At 72.7% G+C, this 22814-nt stretch carries 17 protein-coding genes and 1 pseudogene; 5 read left to right on the top strand and 13 right to left on the bottom strand.

Going from position 1 to position 22814, the window contains the following annotated elements:
* Positions 1-373: 373 nt before the first annotated feature.
* The 10 genes and pseudogenes from ACN27G_RS23325 to ACN27G_RS23370 form a co-directional block, all read right to left on the bottom strand.
* Positions 374-1348: a hypothetical protein gene (locus tag ACN27G_RS23325; protein WP_421494894.1), complete on the bottom strand. Its 975-nt coding sequence runs from the start codon at positions 1346-1348 to the stop codon at positions 374-376.
* Positions 1349-1405: 57 nt separating this feature from the next.
* Positions 1406-3499 (bottom strand): glycogen debranching N-terminal domain-containing protein, encoded by a 2094-nt coding sequence (locus tag ACN27G_RS23330; RefSeq protein WP_421494895.1) that lies wholly within the window; start codon positions 3497-3499, stop codon positions 1406-1408.
* Positions 3496-3903 (bottom strand): SCP2 sterol-binding domain-containing protein, encoded by a 408-nt coding sequence (locus ACN27G_RS23335; protein WP_421494896.1) that lies wholly within the window; start codon positions 3901-3903, stop codon positions 3496-3498. Before ACN27G_RS23335 ends, ACN27G_RS23330 begins: the two co-directional genes overlap by 4 nt.
* 73 nt (positions 3904-3976) lie before the next feature.
* Positions 3977-6040 carry a glycogen debranching N-terminal domain-containing protein gene (locus tag ACN27G_RS23340; RefSeq protein ID WP_421494897.1) on the bottom strand — a complete coding sequence of 688 codons (2064 nt, stop codon included), beginning with the start codon at positions 6038-6040 and terminating at the stop codon, positions 3977-3979.
* Positions 6037-6411 carry an SCP2 sterol-binding domain-containing protein gene (locus ACN27G_RS23345; RefSeq protein ID WP_421494898.1) on the bottom strand — a complete coding sequence of 125 codons (375 nt, stop codon included), beginning with the start codon at positions 6409-6411 and terminating at the stop codon, positions 6037-6039. Before ACN27G_RS23345 ends, ACN27G_RS23340 begins: the two co-directional genes overlap by 4 nt.
* 75 nt (positions 6412-6486) lie before the next feature.
* Positions 6487-6903 (bottom strand): CBS domain-containing protein, encoded by a 417-nt coding sequence (locus tag ACN27G_RS23350; RefSeq protein ID WP_421494899.1) that lies wholly within the window; start codon positions 6901-6903, stop codon positions 6487-6489.
* Between the two features lie 117 nt (positions 6904-7020).
* Positions 7021-7458 carry a PPOX class F420-dependent oxidoreductase gene (locus tag ACN27G_RS23355; RefSeq protein WP_421494900.1) on the bottom strand — a complete coding sequence of 146 codons (438 nt, stop codon included), beginning with the start codon at positions 7456-7458 and terminating at the stop codon, positions 7021-7023.
* Between the two features lie 29 nt (positions 7459-7487).
* The gene (locus tag ACN27G_RS23360; RefSeq protein WP_421494901.1) at positions 7488-8507 is read right to left on the bottom strand and encodes an aspartate-semialdehyde dehydrogenase; all 1020 of its coding nucleotides are present in this window, start codon (positions 8505-8507) and stop codon (positions 7488-7490) included.
* Between the two features lie 27 nt (positions 8508-8534).
* The gene (locus ACN27G_RS23365; protein WP_421494902.1) at positions 8535-9911 is read right to left on the bottom strand and encodes a M16 family metallopeptidase; all 1377 of its coding nucleotides are present in this window, start codon (positions 9909-9911) and stop codon (positions 8535-8537) included.
* A gap of 116 nt (positions 9912-10027) precedes the next feature.
* Positions 10028-11305: pseudogene (locus ACN27G_RS23370) on the bottom strand (M16 family metallopeptidase); the annotation flags it as partial.
* Positions 11306-11500: 195 nt separating this feature from the next.
* Here ACN27G_RS23370 and ACN27G_RS23375 point away from each other — a divergent pair.
* On the top strand, positions 11501-15292 hold the full coding sequence (locus ACN27G_RS23375) for a M12 family metallo-peptidase (protein WP_421494903.1): 3792 nt from the start codon (positions 11501-11503) through the stop codon (positions 15290-15292).
* Between the two features lie 215 nt (positions 15293-15507).
* On the opposite strand, the gene ACN27G_RS23380 is transcribed toward ACN27G_RS23375, so the two are convergent.
* The gene (locus ACN27G_RS23380; RefSeq protein ID WP_421494904.1) at positions 15508-15759 is read right to left on the bottom strand and encodes a flavin reductase; all 252 of its coding nucleotides are present in this window, start codon (positions 15757-15759) and stop codon (positions 15508-15510) included.
* A 2-nt stretch (positions 15760-15761) separates the two neighbouring features.
* Positions 15762-16166, bottom strand: a complete 405-nt coding sequence (locus tag ACN27G_RS23385; RefSeq protein ID WP_421494905.1) for a hypothetical protein — start codon at positions 16164-16166, stop codon at positions 15762-15764.
* A 257-nt stretch (positions 16167-16423) separates the two neighbouring features.
* Between ACN27G_RS23385 and ACN27G_RS23390 the strand changes: the two genes are divergently transcribed.
* Both ACN27G_RS23390 and ACN27G_RS23395 read left to right on the top strand, forming a co-directional pair.
* On the top strand, positions 16424-17290 hold the full coding sequence (locus ACN27G_RS23390) for a helix-turn-helix domain-containing protein (RefSeq protein ID WP_421494906.1): 867 nt from the start codon (positions 16424-16426) through the stop codon (positions 17288-17290).
* The gene (locus tag ACN27G_RS23395; RefSeq protein WP_421494907.1) at positions 17287-17487 is read left to right on the top strand and encodes a DUF397 domain-containing protein; all 201 of its coding nucleotides are present in this window, start codon (positions 17287-17289) and stop codon (positions 17485-17487) included. The genes ACN27G_RS23390 and ACN27G_RS23395 overlap by 4 nt, the downstream gene beginning before the upstream one ends.
* A gap of 122 nt (positions 17488-17609) precedes the next feature.
* On the opposite strand, the gene ACN27G_RS23400 is transcribed toward ACN27G_RS23395, so the two are convergent.
* Positions 17610-18404 (bottom strand): hypothetical protein, encoded by a 795-nt coding sequence (locus tag ACN27G_RS23400; RefSeq protein ID WP_421494908.1) that lies wholly within the window; start codon positions 18402-18404, stop codon positions 17610-17612.
* Between the two features lie 387 nt (positions 18405-18791).
* Between ACN27G_RS23400 and ACN27G_RS23405 the strand changes: the two genes are divergently transcribed.
* Together ACN27G_RS23405 and ACN27G_RS23410 are read left to right on the top strand one after the other, a co-directional pair.
* A complete protein-coding gene (locus ACN27G_RS23405; RefSeq protein WP_421494909.1) occupies positions 18792-19886 on the top strand; it encodes a 3-deoxy-7-phosphoheptulonate synthase in 1095 nt (364 codons plus the stop codon).
* 273 nt (positions 19887-20159) lie between these two features.
* The gene (locus ACN27G_RS23410) at positions 20160-22658 is read left to right on the top strand and encodes a penicillin-binding protein (RefSeq protein ID WP_421494910.1); all 2499 of its coding nucleotides are present in this window, start codon (positions 20160-20162) and stop codon (positions 22656-22658) included.
* Positions 22659-22814: the final 156 nt, after the last annotated feature.

The following is a 22814-nucleotide window of genomic DNA, read 5'->3' on the forward strand; positions in this document are numbered from 1 at the left end:
GGTGCCCCGGCGCCGACCCTGACCTGACCGTCCACTCACCACCGGTAGGACCCCACGGCCCGCCCTGGACTCCTTCCCAGGTCCCGGGCGGGCCGACGGCCGGGACCTCCGGTCACGACACTGTCGAGCTGCCCCGCCTGTGCTCCCGGGCGCTGCCCGACTCGCCGACGACAGCGAAGGTGTCCCGTCCATGCACCCAGCTCGACAGTCACGCGAGAACCATCAGCCCCGCCCCACGACCACCACACCGCCCCACGACCACCACACCGCCCCACGACCACCACACCGCCCCACGACCACCACACCGCCCCACGACCACCACACCGCCCCACGACCACCACCGCCACCCGACGACCGGCGCTCCTGTCCGGGTTCAGTGGTCGGGTCGCGGCGCGGGCGGGTCGAGCAGCAGGGCGAGCCGGTCGACGCTGAGCGCGCTGACCAGCAGCCGCTCCTTGCGGTTGCCGAGCAGCCGACCGGTCCAGTCGACGAAGCCGCCGTCGCCGAGTTCGACCCGCTCGCCGTCGACCACCGCGCCGATCTTGAAGCACCATCCCGTGTAGTAGCCGCGACCGCCGGAGCGGTCCGGATCGTCGCGCAGCACGACCTTCGGATGGTCGGCGAGGGCGGCCCGAGCCGCCTCGGCGACCGGTGCCGCCGACGGTTCCAGCACGGTGAGGGCGACCTCGACCGCCTGCACCCCGGCACTCTCCAACGCCGCGCAGAGGATCCGCAGCTGCTCGCCGCAACTGCGCCGCTCGAACGCCAGACTGCCGGTGTCCCGGCCGGCGGTGACCAGGGCGAAGAGGCTGAAGTGGGCGAACCGTCCGGCACCGGCGAAGCGCTGGGCCCGGATCACCCGTTGCAGGGTCGCCAGCCGCACCGGCGGCGCGGAACGGCCGTGCCGGGCGAGCAGCTCCCGGCGCCGGACCGCCGCCTCCAGCGCGAGGCCGTTGGTCGGATCGGCCGCCACCTCACTGCCCCGGATGGTGGCGAGCACGTTGTTCTGGTTCACGCCCGCGACGGCGGAGTGGGTGCCGAGCGGCACCACCGGGGCTAGGGTGAGCAGGTCGAACCGGTCCGGAAGGGCGGAGAGCAGCAGGTCCTCGGCCCGGCGCAGCCTGCGGAAGCCGGCCGGGGCGGGTGCCACGAAACGGTCCTCGGCGTACCGGCGCAGCACGTCGGCGGGGGTGAGGAACCCGGCCCGGGTCCGGAACGCGGCCAGCAGCAACGTGACCAGGTCGGAGCCGGAGAGCCGTACGCCCAGGATGTTCAGGATCTCGGCACCGCCGGCCTGGCGTAGTACGCGGGCCAGCGCGGCACCCTCCACCGTGTCAGGATCCGCCATCGCATATCGCTATCACGACGGATCGCCGTCCACCACCCGCATTTCAGGCCCGGCAGGTCACCGGTCCCCACCCCGTCCGTCGCGGGCGACCGGGCCGCGTCCCGGCCAGCGCTCATCGGGCTCGATGTGGACCCGCCCCCTGCCGAACGCGTCGGTCCGGCCCCAGCGCCCGAGGATGTCGATCAGCTCGACCCGGCCGAGATCCTCGGGGATGGCCGGGTCGATGGTCAGGTGGTCCTCGTGCGGGCGCAGTCCGAGCATCGTACGCAGCAACGCCAGCGGGGTGCCGGCCGACGAGGCGTGCGGGCCGCACGCCCGTGGGTACTGCACCGGATACCTGGTGAGCCGCCGGTCGTAGCCGGCGAACGCCTCCGGCATCCTCGCGCCGAAATACCGCGACGCCTCCAGCAGGCCCATCGCCAGCCGGGCCGACTCCTCGACGAAACCGTAGCGGCGCAGGCCGAGGGCGATTATCGAGTTGTCCCACGGCCAGATCGCGCCGGTGTGGTAGCCGATCGGGTTGTAGCGGGCCTGGTCGTCGGCGAGCGTACGGACGCCCCAGCCGGAGAAGAGCGGGCGGCTGAACAGGTGGTCGACCACCTGCCCGGCCCGGGACTCGTCGACGATGCCGCTCCAGAGCAGGTGTCCCATGTTGGAGGCGAGTGCGTCGACCTGACCGCCCTCGGCGTCGAGCGCGAGCGCGTAGTAGCCGCGCTCGGCGATCCAGAAGTCCCGGTTGAACCGGGTGCGCAGCTGGGCGGCCTCCCGCTCCAGCCGGTCCGCGTACGCCGGATCGTTCCAGAACCGGCGGGCCAGCCGGGCGGCCCGGATCTTCGCGTCGTACGCGTAGCCCTGCAACTCACAGGTGGCCCGGGGCGTGCCGGGCAGCCGCCCGTCGGCGTACGAGATGGCGTTCCACGAGTCCTTCCAGCCCTGGTTCTCCAGCCCGCCCGGACTGCGGCGCTCGTACCAGACGTAGCCGTCGTCCATCAGGTTGCCGTACGAGTCGATCCAGGCGATCGCCTGCCGGGCCTCGAATTCGAGCTGCCGCACCGTCTCGACGTCCCCGGTCCACCGCTCGTACTCGTCCAGCAGGATCACGAAGAGCGATGTGCAGTCCGCAGTGCCGTAGTAGGTGGTGTAGGGACTGTCCTCGAACCCGCCCGGCTCGCCGTACCGGATCTCGTGCAGGATCTTGCCCGGCTCCTCGTCGCGAAAGTCGTCGATCCGGCCACCCTGGAGCAGGCCGAGCACCCACAGCGCGCTGCGGGCGAGTTGCGGCTTGAACGGCAGCGCCTGGAAGCCGGTGATCAGGCTGTGCCGGCCGAAGATCGTCATGAACCAGGGCAGCCCGGTCGCCGTCAGCCGCACCTGGCTGGTCAGCCCCGTGTACTGCAGGGCGGCGAGGTCGACCAGGCTCTGCCGGTAGACGTCGGCCAGCGGCTCGCAGTCGCAGGTGAGCTTCGGCGCCTGCGCCAGCCACTCGCGCAGTTCCCGCCGCTTCTCCGGGCGGGTCTGCTCGTAGCCGCGAAGGTTCTCCCGGACGTCGCGGCCTCCCGCGCCGAGGATGACCCCGACCGCCTGGAGGGTCGTGGACCACGCCCCGTGCGGGCCGAGTTCGATCCGGAAGGTGATCCCGTGCTCGTCGATCTCGGCGGGCTCGCTCGTGGAGACGACCGTCTCGGAGACGTGCCGTTCCCGGTCGCGGCGCAGCCGGAGCCGGCCCGGCTCCACGAACCTGCGCGCCCGGCCGGGCAGCGATCGGGCCTCCCGGGCGTCGAAGATGTCGGCGAAGTCGCAGTCGACCTCGACCCGGAGGGTGAGTTCCACCGGCTCGTCCCGGTGGTTGAGGACGGTCAACTGCTCCTCGAACGCGCCGCTGAGCGACCGGTGCCGGATCACCGACGTCTTCGCGTCCACGTAGTGGGTCGGCTCCCCCGGCACCAGGAAGAACCGGCACTCGAAGTACTGGAGGTCGTCCACGGAGAGGGCGTGCAGCCGCTCGCCGTCGACGGTGAGCACCCACTTGGAGAGAAAGCGGGTGTCCCAGGCGAAGAGTCCGGACGGATAGTCCGGGGACGGGTCGACGTCGCCGCGGGAGTCGCTGAGCATGAACGTGTTGCCGTCCAGGATGTCGACGAGATCTTTCACGGCACCGGCTCCCCGTCCCGCAGCCCTCTCCGGCCGGCGAACCGCTCCCGGATCCGCTCCCGGGGATCGCGGGTGCCGGGCGGTGGTGGAAAGACCCGCCGGAACATCAGCAGCAGCGGCAGGCTGCCCTGCACCGTCAACTCGTTCCGGTTGTACGCGGCGACCACCTGTGCCTCACCCGTCGCGAACCGGTCGAAGAGCGCCTTCTCGACACCGACGACGCAGTCGGCGTCCCGCCGCTCGTGCGAGACCAGCACGTTGCCCCGGTTGATCGCGACGAACCAGTGCTCGACCCCGCCGTCCCGGCCGAGGTCGAACCGGATGGTTCCCCTGGCCTTGACGGGCAGGATCTCCGGCCCGCCCTGCTCGAGCCCGGCGAAGAACTCGGCGGTCGGATCCGCCATCGGATGCCGCCTCCCCTCCTGGTTCGTCCGATCCGTGCGCCGCGACGGCTGTGACTGGTCGCGACGACTGCGACTAGTCCGTCAGGTGCGGCGGCGTCCGGCTGTGTTCGGCCCGGCCCCGGCCGAAGGCGTCGATCAGGCCCCAGCGCCCCGGAATGTCCAGCAGTTCCATCCGACCCATCGACGCCGGCAGGGCCGGGTCGACCACCAGGTGCTCGCCGTGCGGGTCCAGGCCGAGCAGGGTCCGGATCATCAGCATCGGCGTGCCCGTCGACCAGGCCTGCGGGCTGCACGCGGTCGGATACTGCACCGGGTACTTCGTCAGCGCCCGGTCGTATCCGGCGAACGCCTCCGGCAGCCGGCCGGCGAAGTACCGTCCCGCGTCGATCATGGCTTCCGCGATCTGGCCCGCCTCGTGCCGGAAGCCGTACCGGCGCAGGCCCCAGGCGATCAGCGAGTTGTCGAACGGCCACACCGTGCCGACGTGGTAGCCGATCGGGTTGTACCGGCCCTCTCCCTCGGCCAGGGTGCGCACCCCCCAGCCGGAGAAGAGCCGGGGACCGAGCAGGTGCTCGGCCACCTTCGCGGCCCGGTCGTCGTCGACGATCCCGCTCCACAGCAGGTGCCCCATGTTCGACGAGAGCGCGTTGACCTGGCCGCCCTCGGTGTCCAGGGCGAGCGCGTAGTACTCGCCGTCGGCCACCCAGAAGTCCCGGTTGAACCGCTGCTTCAGCTCCATCGCCTCCCGCTCCAGCCGGTCGGCGAAGACCGGATCCTGCCAGATCTCGCGGGCCAGCCGGGCGCTGCGCATCTTGGCGTCGTAGGCGTAGCCCTGAAGCTCGCAGGTGGCCCGGGGAAACGCCGGCAGCCGCCCGTCGGAGTACGAGATGGCGTCCCAGGAGTCCTTCCAGCACTGGTTCTCCAGGCCGTTGCGCAGGTTCCGACGCTCGAACCAGATGTAGCCGTTGCCCATCAGGTCGCCGTACCGGTCGATCCAGCGCAGCGCGGCGTGGGCCTCGTGCTCCAGCGTCGCGACCAGCTCGACGTCCCCGGTCCAGCGCTCGTACTCGTCGAGCAGGATCAGGAAGAGCGGGGTGGAGTCGGCCGACCCGAAGTAGGCGGAGTGCGGCTGCTCCTCGAACGCGGAGGACTCGCCGTACCGGACCTCGTGCAGGATCTTGCCGGGCTCACGCTCCCGGAAGTCGTCAAGCGTGACCCCCTGGGTGGTCGCCAGGTAGCGCAGGGTCCGGCGGGCGAGTTCCGGAGTGAACGGCAGCGACTGCAGGCAGGTGATCAGACTGTCCCGGCCGAACATGGTCATGAACCAGGGCAGGCCGGCGGCGGGCAGCGAACCCTCGGAGATCAGCGGTGAGTAGCGCAGCGCGGCCAGGTCGACCAGGCTCCGCTCGTACGTCTCCCGCAACGGGTCGCTGTCGGTGTGCAGCTTCGGCGCCCGCGCGAGCCAGGTGTCCAGGTCCCGGCGCAGCTCCTCCGGGGAGCGGCTCTGGTGCCGCTGGATGCTGAGCCGGATGTCCCGACCCCCGGCGCCCTCCACCAGGGTCTCGACCCGCAGCCGGGTCCGCCACTTCCCGTGCGCGTCGATCCGCAACGCGAAGGTGAGGCCGTGTTCGTCGAACTCGGCCGGCGCGCTGGAGGTGACGACCGACTCCCGGCGGAAGGTCTCCCGCTGGTAGGTGAGGCACAGCCGGTCCTCCCCCACGGTCGCGGTGGTCTCGCCCACCTTCTCCCGCACGTCCTTGATCTCGAACAGGTCGGCGAAGTCGCTCTCCACGTTGATCCGGACCGTCAACTCGGCCGGCGTGTCCTGGTGGTTGAGGACGGTGAGGTCCTCCACGAAGCTGCCGCCGACCGTCCGGTGCCGGATGATCGACAGCTTGGCGTCCACGTAGTGAGTCGGTTCTCCCGGCACCAGGAAGAACTGCGACTCGAAGTACTGCAGGTCGTCGACGGAGAGCACGTTGAGCCGGGCACCGTCGACGGTCAGCTCCCACTTCGACAGGAACCGCGTGTCGAAGGAGAAGAGCCCGGTGGGGAAGACCGGCGACGGGTCGATGTCGCCCCGGTTGTCGCTGACCACGAAGGTGTTGCCGTCGAGGATGCTCACCAGTGGATTCATTGCCGCTGCCCCCGCTGTCGTACCCAGTCCTGCGGTTCGTGCGCGCCGGGCGGGCCGGGCACCAGATGGTGCAGGTAGCTGTAGAGGGCGATCTTGCCCTCCACGGTGACCCGGTTGCGCAGCAGAGCCGCCAGCGGATTCGCCTCGCCTGCGGCGATCCGGTTGAAGAAGAGCCGGTCGGTCCGGACGGTGCAGTCCGCCGGGCGGTCGGCCTGGGCGGCGCTCACGCTGCCGGCACTCATCACCAGCAGCCAGACGTCGTCCCCGTCGTCCGACTCGAGTTCGAAGCGGATGGTCCCGCGGACCCGGCTCAGCAACGGATCCGGCGGACGGTGGTTGAGCCCTTCGAAGAACTCGGTGGTCGGATCCATCGCACCGCCTCTCCCTCGCGCCGTAGCCCGACGAGCCCGGGGACGCCGTTGTCGCCCGGACCCGTCGGGCCGCTCTCAGTTGTTCGGTTCATCGGCGCTGATGTCGGCGAGCACGGACTGCGGCTCGCGCTCGACCGCGAGGTCACCGAGGGAGACCAACCCGATCAACCGGCCGTCCTCGACGACCGGCAACCGGCGTACGCCGTACGTGCGCATCAGGTCGGCGGCGGCGACCGCGTCGTCGTACTGCGTCACGGTGATGACGTCCTGGGTGAGTATCTGGTTGAGGGTGGCGCTGGACGGGTCCAGTTCCTCTGCCACCCCGCGAACCGTGATGTCCCGGTCGGTGACGATGCCTATCACGTCGTCCCCGTTGGTCACGATTACGTCGCCGATCGCGCTGTCCCGCATCTCCTGGGCGGCGGCGGTGAGCGTGTCGCCGCCGTCCATGGTCACCAGGCGGGTCGTCATGAACTCTCCGACGGTCGTCATCCCGCTCCCCTCTCCGTGTCGGCCGTCGCGGTCTACCCGGGCAGACCGCGACGTAACGCCGCACGACGAGAGCTGGAAAGACCGGCCGGAATCCGGGCTCAGGCGGGCCTGAAACGGTCAGGCGCGCGGTGGTGCGCCGTACACCCGGTCGACCGGGAGCCGGAGCACCAGCCGGCGGTCGGCCACCATCGCCCGGCGGTAGTCGTCCCAGTCCGGGTGCTCGCCCCGGACCGCCCGGTAGACGTCGATCAGCTCCTCGACGGTCGGGTCGGTCGGCTCGGCGGCCTCCGGGGTCAGCTCGGCGACGCCCTCGACGACCGCGTACGCCCAGCCGTCCGGGGTGCTGACGTGGAAGCTCGCCCGGGGGTCACGCCGCAGGTTGGCGGTCTTGGCCCGGTCGCCGGTGACGGAGACGCGGATCAGCCGGCGCTCCGGGTCGTAGGTGTAGCTGACGTTGGAGAGCTGCGGCCGGCCGTCCCGCTTGAGCGTCGCGAGCACGCCGAGCGACCCGCGCCGGACGATGCCGAGCAGCGCCTGTTCCGTGCGTCCGTCCACCACGCTCACCTCCCGAGGCCGAGTCGAGCCTAGCCCGCGGCGAGCAGCTCGGCGATCTGCACCGCGTTCAGCGCCGCCCCCTTGCGCAGGTTGTCGTTGGAGCAGAAGAACGCGAGCCCGTGCGCGACCGTCTCGTCGACCCGGATCCGGCCCACGTACGTCGGATCCTGTCCGGCCGCCAGCAGCGGGGTCGGCACGTCGGCCAGGGCCACCCCGGGCGCCCCGGTCAGCAGCTCGCGGGCACGCTCCGGCGTCACCGGCCGGGCGAAGCTCGCGTTGACCTGCAACGAGTGCCCGGTGAAGACCGGCACCCGCACGCAGGTGCCGGAGACCTTCAACTCGGGGATCTCCAGGATCTTGCGGCTCTCGTTGCGGAGCTTCTGCTCCTCGTCGGTCTCCGCCGACCCGTCGTCGACGACCGAGCCGGCCAGCGGCAGCACGTTGAAGGCGATCGGCGCGGCGTACTGCCGGGGGGCCGGGAACTCGACCGCCCGGCCGTCGTGGGTGAGCGCGGCGGCGCCGTCGACCACCTTGCGGACCTGCTCGTCCAGCTCGGCGACGCCGGCCAGGCCGGAGCCGGAGACCGCCTGGTAGGTCGCGACCACCATGCTGAGCAGGCCCGCCTCGGCGTGCAGCGGGCGCAGCACCGGCATCGCCGCCATCGTGGTGCAGTTGGGGTTGGCGATGATGCCCCTGGGGCGTACGGCGGCGGCGTGCGGGTTGACCTCGGCGACCACCAGGGGCACCTCGGGGTCCATCCGCCAGGCCGAGGAGTTGTCGATCACCACGGCGCCGGCCTCGGCGACCCGTGGGGCGAGTGCCCTGCTCGTGCCCTTTCCGGCCGAGAAGAGTGCGATGTCCAGCCCGCCGTAGTCGGCGGTCTCCGCGTCCTCGACGGTGACCTCGCCGTCCCGCCACGGCAGAGTGCGCCCCGCCGAGCGGGCCGAGGCGAAGAGCCGCAGCTCCGCCACCGGAAACTGGCGTTCGGCGAGTATCCGCCGCATCACGCCACCGACCTGCCCGGTGGCCCCCACAATGCCGATCCTCATACCGCGGCCGATCCTCATACCGCGAGGCTACCCAGCCGCCCCGGAGCCCGCGTCGACCACCTCACCGAGGCCGCTGGCGACCAGCTCGTCCCGGATCACCGCCGCATCACCCTCGACCACCAGCGTCATGCCCTGCGGGTGCAGGTGTGCCGCGGCCGCCGCCGAAACCGCCGGCTCCCCGGTGGAGAGCAACCGCTCGCGCAGCGTCGCGTGGTAGTCGTCCGGCAGGCCGTGCACGACAAGCGTGGCCAGAGCGCTGGCAATGGCCCGGGGCGTCTGCAACTCCACCGAGAGCTGCCCGGCCCGCCAGGCGCGGGCGACCGCCAGCTCCGGCTCGGTCACCCCGGCGTCCCGGGTCCGGGTGATCTCGCCGACCGCGTCCACCAACGCGGGTGCGGTCACCGCGGTCTGCACCCCCGAGCTGACCACGAAACGCCCGAACCGGCGGGAGTGGCCGAACTCGGACCTGATCCCGTACGTGTAGCCGCGCACCTCGCGGATCAGGTGGTTGAGCCGGGAGGTGAACGCCCCGCCGAGCACCGTGGCGGCCAGCGTCATCGGCACGTGGTCGGGGTGTGCCCGGTGCGGCGCGGTGTGCCCGAGCCGCAGCGTGGACTGGACCGAGCCGGGCCGGTCGACCAGGATGATCCGCCGGTCGTCACGCACCGCCACCTCGAGCACCGGGCCGGTCGGCTCGGCCGCACCGGAGGCACCGGCGAACGCCGCGCCGCCGAGCGCGTCGAGGTCGATCCGGTCGAGGTCGCCGACGACCAGCAGGGTGCCGAGCCGGGTCAGCCACCCGGCGTGGAACGACGTCACGTCCTCCACCGTGACGGCGGCGACCGACTCCGGATCGCCGTCCATCGGGCGGCCGGGCCGCTGGTCGGCACCGAAGAGGTCGGCCCGGAGCGCCGCGTCGGCCCGGGGGCCGGGGTTGGCCCAGTACATCCGCAGCGCGGTCACCTCGTCGTCGCGTACCCGGAGGATGTCCGCCGGGTCGAGGCGCGGGGTGCGGACGGCCTCGGCCAGCAGTTCCACCGCGGCCGGCAGCCGCTCCACCGGGACCTGGACGCTGACCTGGAACGCGTCCCAGTCGGTGGAGATGGTCAGGTCGGTGCCGAGCCCCTCCAGCGCCAGCGCGTACGCCGTGGAGTCCCGCCGGGTCGTCCCCTCCTCCAGCGCCTTGGCGAGTACGCCGGAGAGCCCTTCCCGGCCGACCGGCTCGCGCCCGGCGCCGCCGTCGAGCAGCAGCACCGCGACGGCGAGGTTGTGCCCCGGCAGGTGGGCGGCGACCACGTCGCCACCGGCCACCGTCCGCCGGACGACCCGGGGAAAGGCGTACGGCCGCGCGGTGCCGGTCGGCGGCCGTTCCGCGATCAGGATGGGGCCGGGCTCGGTGGTCATGAAACGCTCTCCTGGCTCTCTTCGGTCTCCCGGGTCGCTTCGGTCCTCTGGCCGTCTTCGGTCCTCTGGCCGTCTGCGGTCTCCTGGCCGTCTGCGGTCTCCTGCGTCTCCCGGGTCTCCGGCAGGTAGCTCAGGGTGGCCCGCTCCTCGGGGCGGAGCAGTTCGGCGGCGAGCGCGCCCACCTGCTCGGCGGTGACCGCGAGCAGGGACGGCAGCCGGTCGGCGGCCCGCGCCGGGTCGCCGAGCTGGACGGCGTGCCGGCCGAGGATGTCGGCCCGACCGTCCACGCTGGCGAGCTGCCGCCACCAGGCGGTGGTCAGCAGGGCCCTGGCCCGGTCGAGCTCGGCCTCGGTGACCCCGTCGGCCATCCCGTCCAGCACCTCGACCAGCCCCGCCTCCAGCCGGTCGGCGGTCACCCCGTCCCGGGCGGTGGCGGTGACGATCAGCGGAGCCGGCGCGTACGCCAGGTCGACGCCGAACGCACCGACGCTCTCCGGCTGGGCGAGCCGGGCGCCGTCGGCGAGCCGCTGGTAGAGCCGGCTGCCCCGGCCGCTGCCGAGCACCGTGGCGAGCACGGTCACGACGTCGTAGCCGGGGCTGCCGAACGGATGGGTCCGGTGTGCCAGATAGACCCTGGGGGCCGGCACGTCGGCGGTGACGGTCTCCCGGACCGGGGCGCCGGTGGCCGGCACCACCAGGCCGTCCGGGGCCGGCGGGATGTCCGGCTGCGGGACGAGCCGGCCGAAGTAGCGCTCGGCGAGCGCGAAGACCTCCTCGGCCGAGGCGTCCCCGGCCACCGTCAGCACCGCGTTGTTCGGCGCGTAGTAGGTGGTGTGGAAGGCCTGGAAGGTGGCGAGGTCGGCGGCGTTCAGGTCCGCCATCGAGCCGATCGTGGCGTGGTGGTAGGGGTGCCCGGGCGGATAGAGCAGCGGCAACAGGCGCAGCCAGGCGTCGCCGTACGGGACGTTCTCGTAGCGCTGCCGCCGCTCGTTCTTCACCACCTCGCGCTGGTTGTCCAGGGTCTCCTGGGTCAGCGCCGGCACCAGGCCGCCCATCCGGTCCGCCTCCAGCCAGAGCGCGAGCTCCAGGTGCTCCGACGGCAGCGTCTCGAAGTAGTTGGTCCGGTCCGGATTGGTGGTGGCGTTCAGCGAGCCGCCGGAGCCCTGCACCAACTGCATGTGCTCGGTCTTGGCCACGTTGACCGAACCCTCGAACATCAGGTGTTCGAACAGGTGGGCGAAGCCGGTCTGGCCGTCGGGCTCGTGCCGCGAGCCGACGTCGTACCAGAGGTTCACCGCGACAACGGGTGCGCTGCGGTCCTCGCTGACCACCACGCGCAGGCCGTTCTTCAGGCGGGTGGTCTCGATCGGCCAGGGATAACCGGTCTCGGGCATGGCCACGACGCTATCCGATGGACCCGCCCCGGCGGGGACAACCCCGCCGGAGCGCGGTGCCCGGGGCTATCCACATCGGCCTCCGGGCGCCTATCGTTCGGCACACCACCGCCGTCGATCAATGGCTCAGCTGGGTAGAGACACGCGCCCCCGCACCCCCGGACCGGCGCGGCGAGCAGTCCCGAGGAGACCTCCTTGACCACTTTCCCCCCACCCGGCGCCGACGGCCGCCGGGCCACGTCCGGGCGGCGCCCGCCGACCTCCCGGCGCCGCCTGGCGGTCGTCGCGGTCGCCGCGCTCACCGCCGGCATGCTGCCGGTGCTGACCGGCACTCCGGCGGCCACCGCCGCCCCGGACCGGCCGGCCAACCCGTGGACCCGGCTCGCCGACGGCTCACCCGCCGCCCGCACCGCCGGCCCCACCGACGTCCGGGCCGCCCGCTTCACCGGGTACGCCCTCGACCGCGCCGCCCTCGCCGCCACCCTGGCCCGGGCGCCGGAGGAGCGCGGCGGCGCCGCCCGGTCGGGTGCCGACGCCCGAGCCAGCGACGCCCTGGTGGTGGCCCTGCCCACCCCCGAGGGCGGCTTCCAGCGGTTCACGCTTGTCGACTCGCCCGTGATGGCTCCCGGCCTGGCCGCCCGGCACCCGGAGATCCGGACGTACGCCGGCCGAGGGCTGGACGACCCGACCGCGACCGTCCGGGCCGACCTCACCCCGCTGGGCTTCCACGCCTCCGTCCGCTCCGCGCACGGCGTCTGGTACGTCGACCCGTACAGCCGGACCGACCAGGGCCGGTACGCCAGCTACCACGTGCGGAACGCCACCAACCCGGACGGGCCCTTCGTCGAGCGGGAGGACGTGGCGCACACCGCCGACGCGCTCGCCGACGAGGTCGGCCCCGGCGCGACCGGCCCGACCGGCCCGACCGGCCCGACCGGCGCGACCGGTGGGGACGTGACGCTGCGGACGTACCGGCTCGCCCTGGTGACCGATCCGTCCTACGCGACCTACTTCGGCGCCGCGAACGTCACCGCCGCCAAGGTGACCCTGGTGAACCGGGTGACGCAGGTCTACGAGGACGAGACCGCGATCCGGCTGGTGCTGGTCGAGGAGACCGAGAAGACCAACCTGAACACCCCGGCCGAGGCGATCGGCGCCGACGGTCCCTGCGGTGCCGCGCCCTGCTACACGGCGGCGCAGCTCACCTCCTGCGGCAGCGGCACGCTGAACCGCAACATCGTCGCGCTCGGCCAGCTCGTCGGCGCGTCCGACTACGACGTCGGGCACATCGGGCTCGGCGTCAACGGCGGCGGCGTCGCCGGGCTGGGCGTGGTCGGCGGGGCCAGCAAGGCGCGCGGCTGCACCGGCCTGCCGACCCCGGTCGGCGACTTCTTCGCGGTCGACTACGTCTCGCACGAGATCGGCCACCAGTTCGGCGGCAACCACACCTTCAACGGCACCCAGTGGAACTGCTCCGGCGGCAACCGCAGCGCCGCCAACTCCTACGAGCCCGGCAGCGGGTCGTCGATCATGGCGTACGCCGGCATCTGCCAGCAGGACAACCTGCAACCGCACAGCGACCCGTACTGGTCGCAGCGGAGCTACACCGAGATCACCACCTTCGTCACGTCCTCCCGGCCGGCCGTCAACGAGGTGCAGAACGTCGCACTGCGCGGCTTCGACACCGACGGCGACTCGTTCAGGCTCAGCTTCGGCGGTGCCGAGTCGGCGCCGATCGTCCGGGGCGACACCTACAGCACGGCCGGGATCAGGGCGGCGATCGAGGCGATCCCCGGCTGGCCGGCCGGCGCCGCGGTCTCGGTCGCGGCGTTCGGCGGCAGCGGGGCGCTGGACGACACCGGCTTCCAGGTCACCTTCTCCGGCGGGCCGGTGGCGACCACCAACGTGGACGCGCTCGCCGTCACCGGCGCCACCGGCACGGACGGCTTCGTCGGCGAGACGGTCAAGGGCGGCCCGATCGACAACGGCGGCGCTGAAATCGAGCAGACCGGCAACTCCGCCCCGGCGGTCAGCGCGCCGGAGGCGCACACCATCCCGGTCCGTACGCCGTTCGCACTGACCGGCAGCGCCACCGACCCGGACGGCGACACGGTGACGTACCTCTGGGAGCAGAACGACCGGGGCGGGGTCAGCGGCGGCAGCAGCGCCGGGACCGCGCTGGTCAACAACACCAGGACCAACGGCCCGCTCTTCCGGCAGTTCGGCACGGCGGCGATCGTCGGCCCGGACGACACGCTGGAATACCACTCCCCCGGGCTGAACGCGGTCAGCACCGACCCGACCCGGGTCTTCCCGGACCTGGCGCAGATCCTGGCCAACAACACAAACGCGGCGACCGGCGCCTGCCCGCCCGCGCCGCCGGCACCGCCGAGCGGCGGGGCGAGCAACGTGCCGCCGGAGCTCGTCGACTGCTACTCGGAGTTCCTGCCCACCGCCGACTGGGTCGGCTTCAGCGGTGACCGGACCCTGCACTTCCGGCTCACCGTCCGGGACGGCCATCCGGGTGCGGGCGGAATCGCCAGCGCCGACACCGCACTGACCCTGGCCCCGGCCGCCGGACCGTTCCTGGTCACCTCGCAGGCGGACGGTGCGCCGCTGGCCGGCGGCGCGGCCGTGCCGGTCAGCTGGGACGTGGCCGGCACCGACGCCGCCCCGGTCGGGGTCGGCGAGGTGAAGATCTCGCTCTCCGTCGACGGCGGCCGGACCTTCGGGTACGTCCTCGCGGAGCGGACCGCCAACGACGGCGCCGAGACGGTGACCCTGCCGAACGTCGGCGCCAAGGCGGCCCGGATCAGGGTCGAGGCGGTCGGCAACGTCTTCTTCGACCTCAACGACGCCGACTTCGCGCTCCGGGCCACCCCGCAGGTGGCGCTCGACGGGCCGGGCGGGGTGGTGACGGTCCAGTACAGCGACCCGATCCTGCCCGAGGTGCGGGTCACCGCGACCGACCCGGACGGCGCACCGGCCGGACTCACCGCGACCGCCACCGGGCTCCCGGCCGGCCTGCTGCTCGGCACCGCCAAGCTGCCGGACGACCCGGACGCCGCCGGTGGCACCGCCAGCTGGAACATCGTCGGCAACACCCGGGCGGTCCCCGGCGACTATCCGGTGACGGTGACCGTCGCCGACCAGCACGGCCTGACCGGGACGGTCTCGTTCGTGGTCCGGGTGCTGCCGGAGGCCGCCGAGGTCGCCTACACCGGGGACACCCTGGCCTCCGGTGGCTCCTCGGGGGCGACGGTGCTGCTCCGGGCCACCCTGCGGGAGATCTCGCCCTATCCCGGGGCCGAGCCGTGGCCGGGTGACGTCTCGACCGCGACGGTGACCTTCGCCGCCGGTGGCCGGACGCTCTGCACCGACGTGCCGGCCCCGCTGGCCGACGGCGACGGTGCCTCGGTGGCGAGCTGCACGGCGACGCTGCCGGCCGGCGGCACCGAGGTGACGGTGACGCTCGGCGGCACCTACGCCGGCAGCGCGACGGCGCGGGTCGAGGTGGCCCGGCCCGGCACCCGGGTGGTGCTCGGCGGCGGCTCGCTGACCCCGGCCAGGTCGGCCGGGGCGTACCCGGTGGACCCGCGCTCGCGGGCCGACGTCGGTCTGCTGGTCGCGCAGACCCGGCTCGGCGGCACCGGCACGGCGACGATCTCGTTCCGCTCCGACGGCCGGAGGTACGAGATCCGGGGCGTCGGGCTCGACTCGTTCGGCGTACGGTCGGCCGGCGGTGCCGACCGGCTGGACCTGCGCACCCGGGCCGGCCTCTACGACGTCACCGACCCGCGCCGCCCGGTGACCGTGGCGACCGGGCTCACCCTGCGGATCACCGGCACCGACCGTGGCCTGCTCGGCGGCAGGGACAGCCTCGGGGTCACCCTGACCGACGGCGACCGGCTGCTCCTCTCCTCCGACTGGACCGGCCTGACCACCCAGGAGACCACCCTGACCGGCGGCACCCTCGTCGTCCTCTGACGGCACGCCCCACCAGACCCGCCCCGAGCTGTCCTGACCACCCCGACAGCTCGGGGCGGTGTCGGTCGGGCAAGGTCGAGCACTGGTCAGCGCCGACGGTCAACCCGGTAACCCGGATCCCCCAGGCGGCACGCCGTGGTCAACGAGAAGACGAGGAGATCTTGACGAGTTGTTGTCGTTCCAGGCGCAACAAGTCGTCGAGATCGGATCGACAGTCAGCGACGGCGTGGGATCCAGTGCAGGAAGCGGGCGGCGAGGAGCGCGGGATGCGCGTCGGGCAGCTCGCGCAGCGCGCGGGCCAGGTGGGCGCCGAGATAGACCATCAGGCCCAGCCGGTCGCCCCGGAAGCCGGTCAGCAGCGTCAGGCGCGCCCGCCGGCACGGCCAGTCGTCGCCACAGCTCCGGCACCGGTACGAGGGATGGGCCGGCAGGTGCCGGCGTCGCCACCGCTCCTCTGGCCCGATCACGGCTACGCGCCACCGACCCGCTCCGCCCGGCCAACCCGCTCCGCCCGGCCAACCCGCTCGACCCGGCCAACCCGCTCCGCCCGGCCAACCCGCTCGACCCGGCCCGGTCGCTCAGCCGCGAAGCGGGCTCTCCCGGACCGGGCCGCGCGCTCCGCCCGGCCCGACGCCGAGGTCCAGAGTGGATCGCGGCTGTTCCGGGCCCACGGCCGGAGCGGTGACCAGACCGACGGCGGCCCGACGGTCAGCCCGACCGACGGCGGCCCGACGGTCAGCCCGACGGTCGGTGGCACCTGTGGGGCGTACGGCATCGGCACGGGGGGCAGGGAGTCGGGGCAGCGCCAGCGGAGGCCGCAGCGGCAGTAGCGCCAGAGGCGCCGCCAGTCCCGTCGGTGTCGAAGGCTGCTCATCACGTACCTCCTGGGAAGTGGGAGGGGAGCCGGTCCCGGCGGGGAAAGTGAGACCGGCTCCCCGTTGGCGAGTTCCACCCGGGCGGCTGGCGGTCACCGAGCGGTCCTGCTGGTGCCACTCTCGGTGCCCCCACAGATCACCTGCAAGCGTCTAAGCTGGCACATCCCACACCACTTGTTCCTTTCTCACATTCCAGTGGAAACGGTCGCAGCGTCGGCCACATTGTTGCTCCAATTTGAGACAGGAGGGCTCGACGATGACGTACGCCGGATCGTCCATCCCGCGCCGGCAGCTCGGCCGGTTTCTCCGACAGGCCCGGGAGGAGGCCGGGCTCTCGCTGGAGGCCGCCGGCGCCGACCTGGAGTGGTCGCGCTCCACGATGTACCGGATCGAGGGCGGCCAGGCCGCCGTCAAGGCGCGCGACGTCGAGGCGATGTGCCGGCTCTACGGTGCCTCGGGCGAGTGGACCGAGGCGCTGAAGAAGCTCGCCGCCGAGACCAAGGCGAAGGGCTGGTGGCACGCGTACGGGGACACCCTGCCCGCCTGGTTCGAGCTCTACGTCGGGATGGAGGCGGCGGCCTCCCGACTCCGACGCTGGGAGCCGGCCGCGATCCCCGGCCTGCTCCAGACCAGGGAGTACGCCGACTTCCTGCTCCGCTCGCACCCGGACCTGCCGCCCCGGGAGGTCGACCGGCTGGTCGAGGTGCGGATGGAACGCCAGAAGATCCTGACCCGGCGGAACCCGCCCCCGCCGCGCCTGGACGTGATCGTGGACGAGGGCGTGCTGCGCCGCCCCTTTCCCGGCATGGTCGCGCAGCTCGGCCACCTGCGCCGGCAGGCCGCCGACGGCGTCGCGACGATCCGGATCGTGCCCCGCTCGGCGCCGCCGAACTACGCGCTGACCAACGGCGGCTTCGCCATCCTGGAGTTCCCGACCGCCGGTCTCCGGACGCCGGAGCCGGTCACCGTCTACAGCGAGTCGCTCACCGGCGCCCTCTATCTGGACAAGCCGAAGGAGGTGTCGATGTACGCTGTGGCATGGAAGGTGCTCGAGGGACTGTCGCTCGACCCGGAGCGGTCCATGGAGCTACTGGCGCAGATCGCCGAGGAGATGCAGCGATGAGCAACCTGACCGGAGCGGTGTGGCGGACCTCCACCCGCAGCAACGGGGCGGGCGGGGAGTGCGTGGCGGTGGCCGGCAACCTTCCCGGGGTCGTCGGCGTCCGGGACAGCAAGGACCCGGAGGGCGGCACGCTGGCCTTCGCCCCCGACCGGTGGCGGGCGTTCGTCGCCCACGTGCGGCGGGTCCCGACCGGCTGACCACCGACGTCCGACGAGTGACGCGACCGGCCTCCCCGCGTCGTCGACGCGGGGAGGCCCGGTGGCCGCCACCGTGGCGACCAGCCCTCGGGTCACCAACCTCCTCAGCCTGGTCCCCACCGTCAGACTCCCCCGTCGGTCATCCGCTGCAACTGGTCCTTGGCCAGTTCCCAGCTCGTGCCGGCGCCGGCCGCGGCCTCGAGCGCCGGCCGGGTCCACGGCCCTTCCCGCCATTCGCCGTCGACCTGGTAGTCCTGGAAGGTGCGGAGGCCATGCGGAGTGGAGCATTCGTGCACCACGTGATAGATCGACGGGTGGTAGTCCAGCTCGCCCTCGCGAGAGGTACACCTCGGCTTCAGCCGGTCGACGATCGCCTGCATCGCCTCCCGGTAGTTCGGCATGTACGTGCTGGTGCCGATCCCCGCCGCGACCCGCGCCTCGAGCCCGACCGAGTAGAGCGAGTAGATGGCGAAGCCGAGGTGGTCCGCCTCGACCTCGGAATCGACGGCGTCGAAGACACGCCTGGCCTGACGCGCGTGCAGGGCGACCTCCAGCGCATAGTCCTGCAACGTGTCCTCGGTGAGCACAGGCAGCGTGGGGACCTCCAGGATCGCGTGCTCGGCCGCACCGACCCACGGAGCCGAGGCGAGCGCGTCCAGATGCGCCATGATCGCGTCCTCGGCCTCGCCGACCACCGTGACGAACTCCTGCAACGCCTCGAAGATCTGCTGCTCGGTGAGATCACCGTCGCGGGCCTGAAGGAACAGGCTGAATGCCTTCACACCGATCCTCTTGATCGAGTCGACGCCGACGGTCGCCCGCGCCGGGGTGATCGCGGCGGGGAGCAGCACCACCACCGCCAGCAGCCCTGCGGTGATGCCGCGCCACGAGGCGCCGCGCAACGATCTGGCTCTCACTCCGAGTCTCCCTCCCTGTGGCCGCAGACGGGTCGAGCCCGTCGATGCGGTGCCGGTTGCGGTAGGAAGGTTGCCAAGCACGACTGGACATCGACTGGACGCGATGGCGGAAAGTCCGGGACGGCCGGGCGGGCTTCCGGGCGTACCAGGGATTGGGCACCCGGCTCCGGTCGGGCCCGGCATCGGGTATGGTTCGCTGCGTGGCGCGCTCGTATCGATGGTTTAGCCAGCCGGCTCCGGAGCCGGTGACTCGGCCATGAACTGACGTCACCAGATCCAGCAGAGCCGGCTCGAGCAGGGACACTGTCCCTGCTTTTTGTATGAGCAGCCGGCTCGGCTCCCGGGCGCCGGCCCCGGGCGGCGGTCGGCAGAGAGGGAGCCTCGACGATGACCACCACCGGATTGGGTCGGGTCAGCGACCAGCGCATCGACCGGGTCGTGCCGCTGACCACCCCGGCCATGCTGCACCACGAACTTCCGCTCGGCGACGAGCTGGCCGGCGCCGTCCTGGACGGCCGACGATCCGTCGCCCGCGTGCTCGACCGCGAGGACGACCGGCTGCTCGTCGTGGTCGGGCCCTGCTCGGTCCATGACCCGGAGGCGGCCCTGGACTACGCGCGGCGGCTGCGGGAGGCGGCGGCCGAGCACGCCGACGACCTGCTGGTGGTGATGCGGGTCTACTTCGAGAAGCCCCGCTCCACCGTCGGCTGGAAGGGCCTGATCAACGACCCCGGGCTGGACGGCTCCGGCGACGTCAACGCCGGGCTGCGGGCCGCCCGGGCACTGCTGGTGGACGTGCTCCGGCTGGGGCTGCCGGTCGGCTGCGAGTTCCTGGACCCGATCACCCCGCAGTACATCGCCGACACGGTGGCCTGGGGTGCCATCGGCGCCCGTACGGTCGAGAGCCAGGTGCACCGGCAGCTCTCCTCCGGCCTCTCCATGCCGATCGGGATGAAGAACCGCCCGGACGGCAGCGTGGGCACGGCGGTGGACGCGATCCGGGCCGCCGGGGTGCCGCACGTCTTCCCCGGCATCGACATCTCCGGCGCCCCGGCGATCATGCACACCCGGGGCAACGCCGACTGCCACCTGGTGCTGCGCGGCGGGCGGGGTGAGCCGAACTACGGCGCCGAGTCGGTGGCGGCGTCGCTGGCGCTGCTCCGGGCGGCCGGGCTGCCCGAGCGGCTGGTGATCGACGCGAGTCACGACAACAGCGGCAAGGACCACCGCCGGCAGCCGGTGGTCGCCGCCGACGTGGCCCGGCAGATGGCCGACGGCCAGCGGGGGATCGCCGGGGTGATGCTGGAGTCGTTCCTGGTCCCCGGCCGGCAGGACCTGGACCCGACCCGGCCGCTGGAGTACGGGCAGTCGATCACCGACGCCTGCCTCGGCTGGGCGGAGACCGAGGACGTGCTCGCGGATCTGGCGGCGGCGGTCCGGGCCCGGCGGGCGGCGACCCCGGCCGGCACCGCCCTGGGCTGAGCCCTCCGGCGAGCGGGCGAGCGGGTGGACCGGGCGAGCAGGTGGGTCGGGCGAGCAGGTGGGTCGGGCGAGCAGGTGGGTCGGGCGAGCGGGGCGACACGGGTGTGACGTACCGGGTGTGACGTAGCAGTCAATTGGGCGGGCGGCCGCGACGCAACCGCGTGGTTCCGGGCTGCGTCTGGATCAATAGGGGTAAAAGACGCGCGTACGGTTGTGCTCGCGCCGGCCGCCCCGCCCGCGACCTGTCCGCCAGACCCAGAGGTTTCCGCGATCATGCCCAAGCTCAGCCGCCCACCAGGCCGGGGCCCCGGCCGCCCGCACAGCCCGGGGCAGCGGCCCCGCCGACGCGGTGTGACCAAGGCCGGCACGCTGCTCACCTGCGCCGTGCTCGCCGGGGTGGTGGTCGCCGGGGCGGCCTTTCCGGCGGTGGCGATGTCCGGGCTGGCGGCGAAGGCCGGGGCCGACTCGTTCCAGGACCTGCCCACCGAGCTGACCGTGCCGCAGGTGCCGGAGGCGACCCAGGTCTACGCGGCCGACGGCAGGACGCTGATGGCGACGTTCTTCGACCAGAACCGCCAGGACGTTCCGCTCGCCGAGATCTCCCAACCGATGCGGGATGCGATGATCGGCGCCGAGGACCACGCCTTCCTCCGGCACAACGGGGTCGACCTCAAGGGATTCGTCCGGGCGTTGATCTCGAACTTCACCGGCAACTCCCGGCAGGGTGCCTCGACCCTGACCATGCAGCTGGTCCGGATGTCGATCGTCTACGGGGCGACCGACCCGAACGACGTGGTGGCGGCGAGCGAGGACACCAACGCCCGGAAGCTGCGCGAGATGCGGCTGGCGGCGGCTCTGGAGAACAGGCTCGGCAAGGACGAGATCCTGGAGCGCTACCTGAACATTGCGCCGTTCGGCCACGGCACCTACGGGGTGGCCGCGGCGAGCCGGTTCTACTTCGGCAAGGAGCCGAAGGCGCTCACCGTGCCGGAGGCGGCGATGATCGCCGGCCTGGTCAAGTCGCCGAGCTACTACGACGCGCTGGACACCGAGGGGCCCGGCTACGACCGGACGGTGGAGCGGCGTAACTGGGTGATCGGGCAGATGCGGGAGATCGGCGCGATCACGGAGCAGGAGAAGGAGGCGGCGCTCGCCACCCCGCTGAAGGTCAGGGGAAAGGGGCCGACCAACGGCTGCACCAGCTCGGCGCATAACGACTGGGGCTTCTTCTGCGACTACTTCCGGCGGTGGTGGCTGGAGCAGCCGGCCTTCGGCGACAGCGCGTACGACCGGGAGCGGCGGCTGATGAGCGGCGGCTACCGGATCGTCACCACGCTCGACCCGGCGGTGCAGAAGGCGGCGTACAGGAACGTGCAGCAGTACCTGCCGACCGGGAAGCGGGACGCCCTGATGGTCGCCGCCGTCGAACCGGGCTCCGGCCGGGTCCGCGCCCTGGCCACCAACCGGACCTTCGGGCTGGACGATCCGGCGAAGCCGAAGAACCCGATCTCCAGTAACCCGAGGCAGGCCGCCGCCGGGATGCGGGCCACCTATCCGCGTACGACGAATCCGCTGCTCACCGGCGGCGGCGACATCACCGGCTACCAGGCCGGCTCGACGTTCAAGGGGTTCACGATGGTGGCGGCGCTGGAGCAGGGCTATCCGCTCAGCCACAGCTACGACGCGCCGCAACGCTACCCGTCGAAATACTCGGCGGCGGCCGGCACCGAGTCCGCCTGCCCCGGCACCGAGCGGTGGTGCCCGAGCAACGACAACACGAGCATGGCCGGCCGGCACGACATGTGGAGCGCGTTCGGCCGCTCGGTGAACACCTACTTCGTGCCGCTGGAGGAGCGGGTCGGGGCGGCCGAGGTGGTCGACGCGGCCAAGCGGCTCGGCATCCGGTTCCGCGAGCCGGGTGAGGCGGCGATCGCCGACGACCCGGCGCAGGCCGACACCTGGGGCTCGTTCACCCTCGGCGTCTCGGCGACCACCCCGCTGGACCTGGCCAACGCGTACGCCACGCTGGCCGCCGACGGCCGGCACTGCGAGCCGATCCCGGTGCAGGAGATCAGGGACCAGGCCGGCAGGCCGCTCGACATCGCCGAGCCGCGCTGCGACCAGGCGGTGGATCCCGAGGTGGCCCGGGCGGCCGTGGACGCGGCCCGCTGCCCGGTCGGCGACCAGTCCGCGTACGGCAGGTGCCGGGGCGCGACGGAGTCGGACGTGCACCGCGTGGTGGGGCACCCGGTGGCGGGCAAGACCGGCACCACGGACAGCGACCGGACGGCGTCGCTGGTGGCCATGACCACGACGCTCTCGGTCGCCGGCATCATGGCGAACCCGGACTGGCCGGAGACGACCGCCAACATGGACCACGACATCGTCAACCCGGCGGTCTACGAGACCCTGGCCGACGCGATGAAGGGGAAGCCGAAGAAGGACTTTCCCAAGCCGGGCGAGACGCTGGTCTACGGGGACCAGCGTTCCGTGCCGTCGGTGAGCTGCCGGTCGGTCGACGAGGCGACCGCGGTGCTGCGCGACGCCGGGTTCACGGTCGAGGTGGATTCGCACCAGGTGGCCTCGAACTGCCCCGCCGGCTCGGTCGCCGGTACCGACCCGTCCGACCGGACCGTCTCCGGCGGGGTGGTGATGCTCCGGATCAGCAACGGGCAGCCCTCGGCGGGCGGTGCCGGCGACGGGCAGGACCCGCCCGACGGCGCGGCCGGGGCCGGTGCGGGCCCGGCGGACCGGCCGGGACGGCGCCGCTGACCGGCGGCAGGTGAGCGCGCCCAGCGGAGCCCGGCCAGCGGAGGGGCATTGCGCGGCGGCCGGAAGCGTTACGCCGCCCATGGCACGGGGCCATGGGCGGCGTGGGTGTCGGTGTGCAGGTCGCCTCTCGGCGCGTGGCGCGACGCGGCTCCAGCC

Source organism: Plantactinospora sp. WMMB334 (assembly GCF_049179095.1).
Lineage (GTDB): Bacteria > Actinomycetota > Actinomycetes > Mycobacteriales > Micromonosporaceae > Plantactinospora.

Coding starts and splice junctions, on each gene's coding strand:
- ACN27G_RS23325 (WP_421494894.1), bottom strand. CDS start 1,348: ATGGCGGATCCTGACACGGTGGAGGGTGCCGCGCTGGCCCGCGTACTA.
- ACN27G_RS23335 (WP_421494896.1), bottom strand. CDS start 3,903: ATGGCGGATCCGACCGCCGAGTTCTTCGCCGGGCTCGAGCAGGGCGGG.
- ACN27G_RS23340 (WP_421494897.1), bottom strand. CDS start 6,040: ATGAATCCACTGGTGAGCATCCTCGACGGCAACACCTTCGTGGTCAGC.
- ACN27G_RS23345 (WP_421494898.1), bottom strand. CDS start 6,411: ATGGATCCGACCACCGAGTTCTTCGAAGGGCTCAACCACCGTCCGCCG.
- ACN27G_RS23350 (WP_421494899.1), bottom strand. CDS start 6,903: ATGACGACCGTCGGAGAGTTCATGACGACCCGCCTGGTGACCATGGAC.
- ACN27G_RS23360 (WP_421494901.1), bottom strand. CDS start 8,507: ATGAGGATCGGCATTGTGGGGGCCACCGGGCAGGTCGGTGGCGTGATG.
- ACN27G_RS23365 (WP_421494902.1), bottom strand. CDS start 9,911: ATGACCACCGAGCCCGGCCCCATCCTGATCGCGGAACGGCCGCCGACC.
- ACN27G_RS23385 (WP_421494905.1), bottom strand. CDS start 16,166: ATGAGCAGCCTTCGACACCGACGGGACTGGCGGCGCCTCTGGCGCTAC.
- ACN27G_RS23390 (WP_421494906.1), top strand. CDS start 16,424: ATGACGTACGCCGGATCGTCCATCCCGCGCCGGCAGCTCGGCCGGTTT.
- ACN27G_RS23395 (WP_421494907.1), top strand. CDS start 17,287: ATGAGCAACCTGACCGGAGCGGTGTGGCGGACCTCCACCCGCAGCAAC.
- ACN27G_RS23405 (WP_421494909.1), top strand. CDS start 18,792: ATGACCACCACCGGATTGGGTCGGGTCAGCGACCAGCGCATCGACCGG.
- ACN27G_RS23410 (WP_421494910.1), top strand. CDS start 20,160: ATGCCCAAGCTCAGCCGCCCACCAGGCCGGGGCCCCGGCCGCCCGCAC.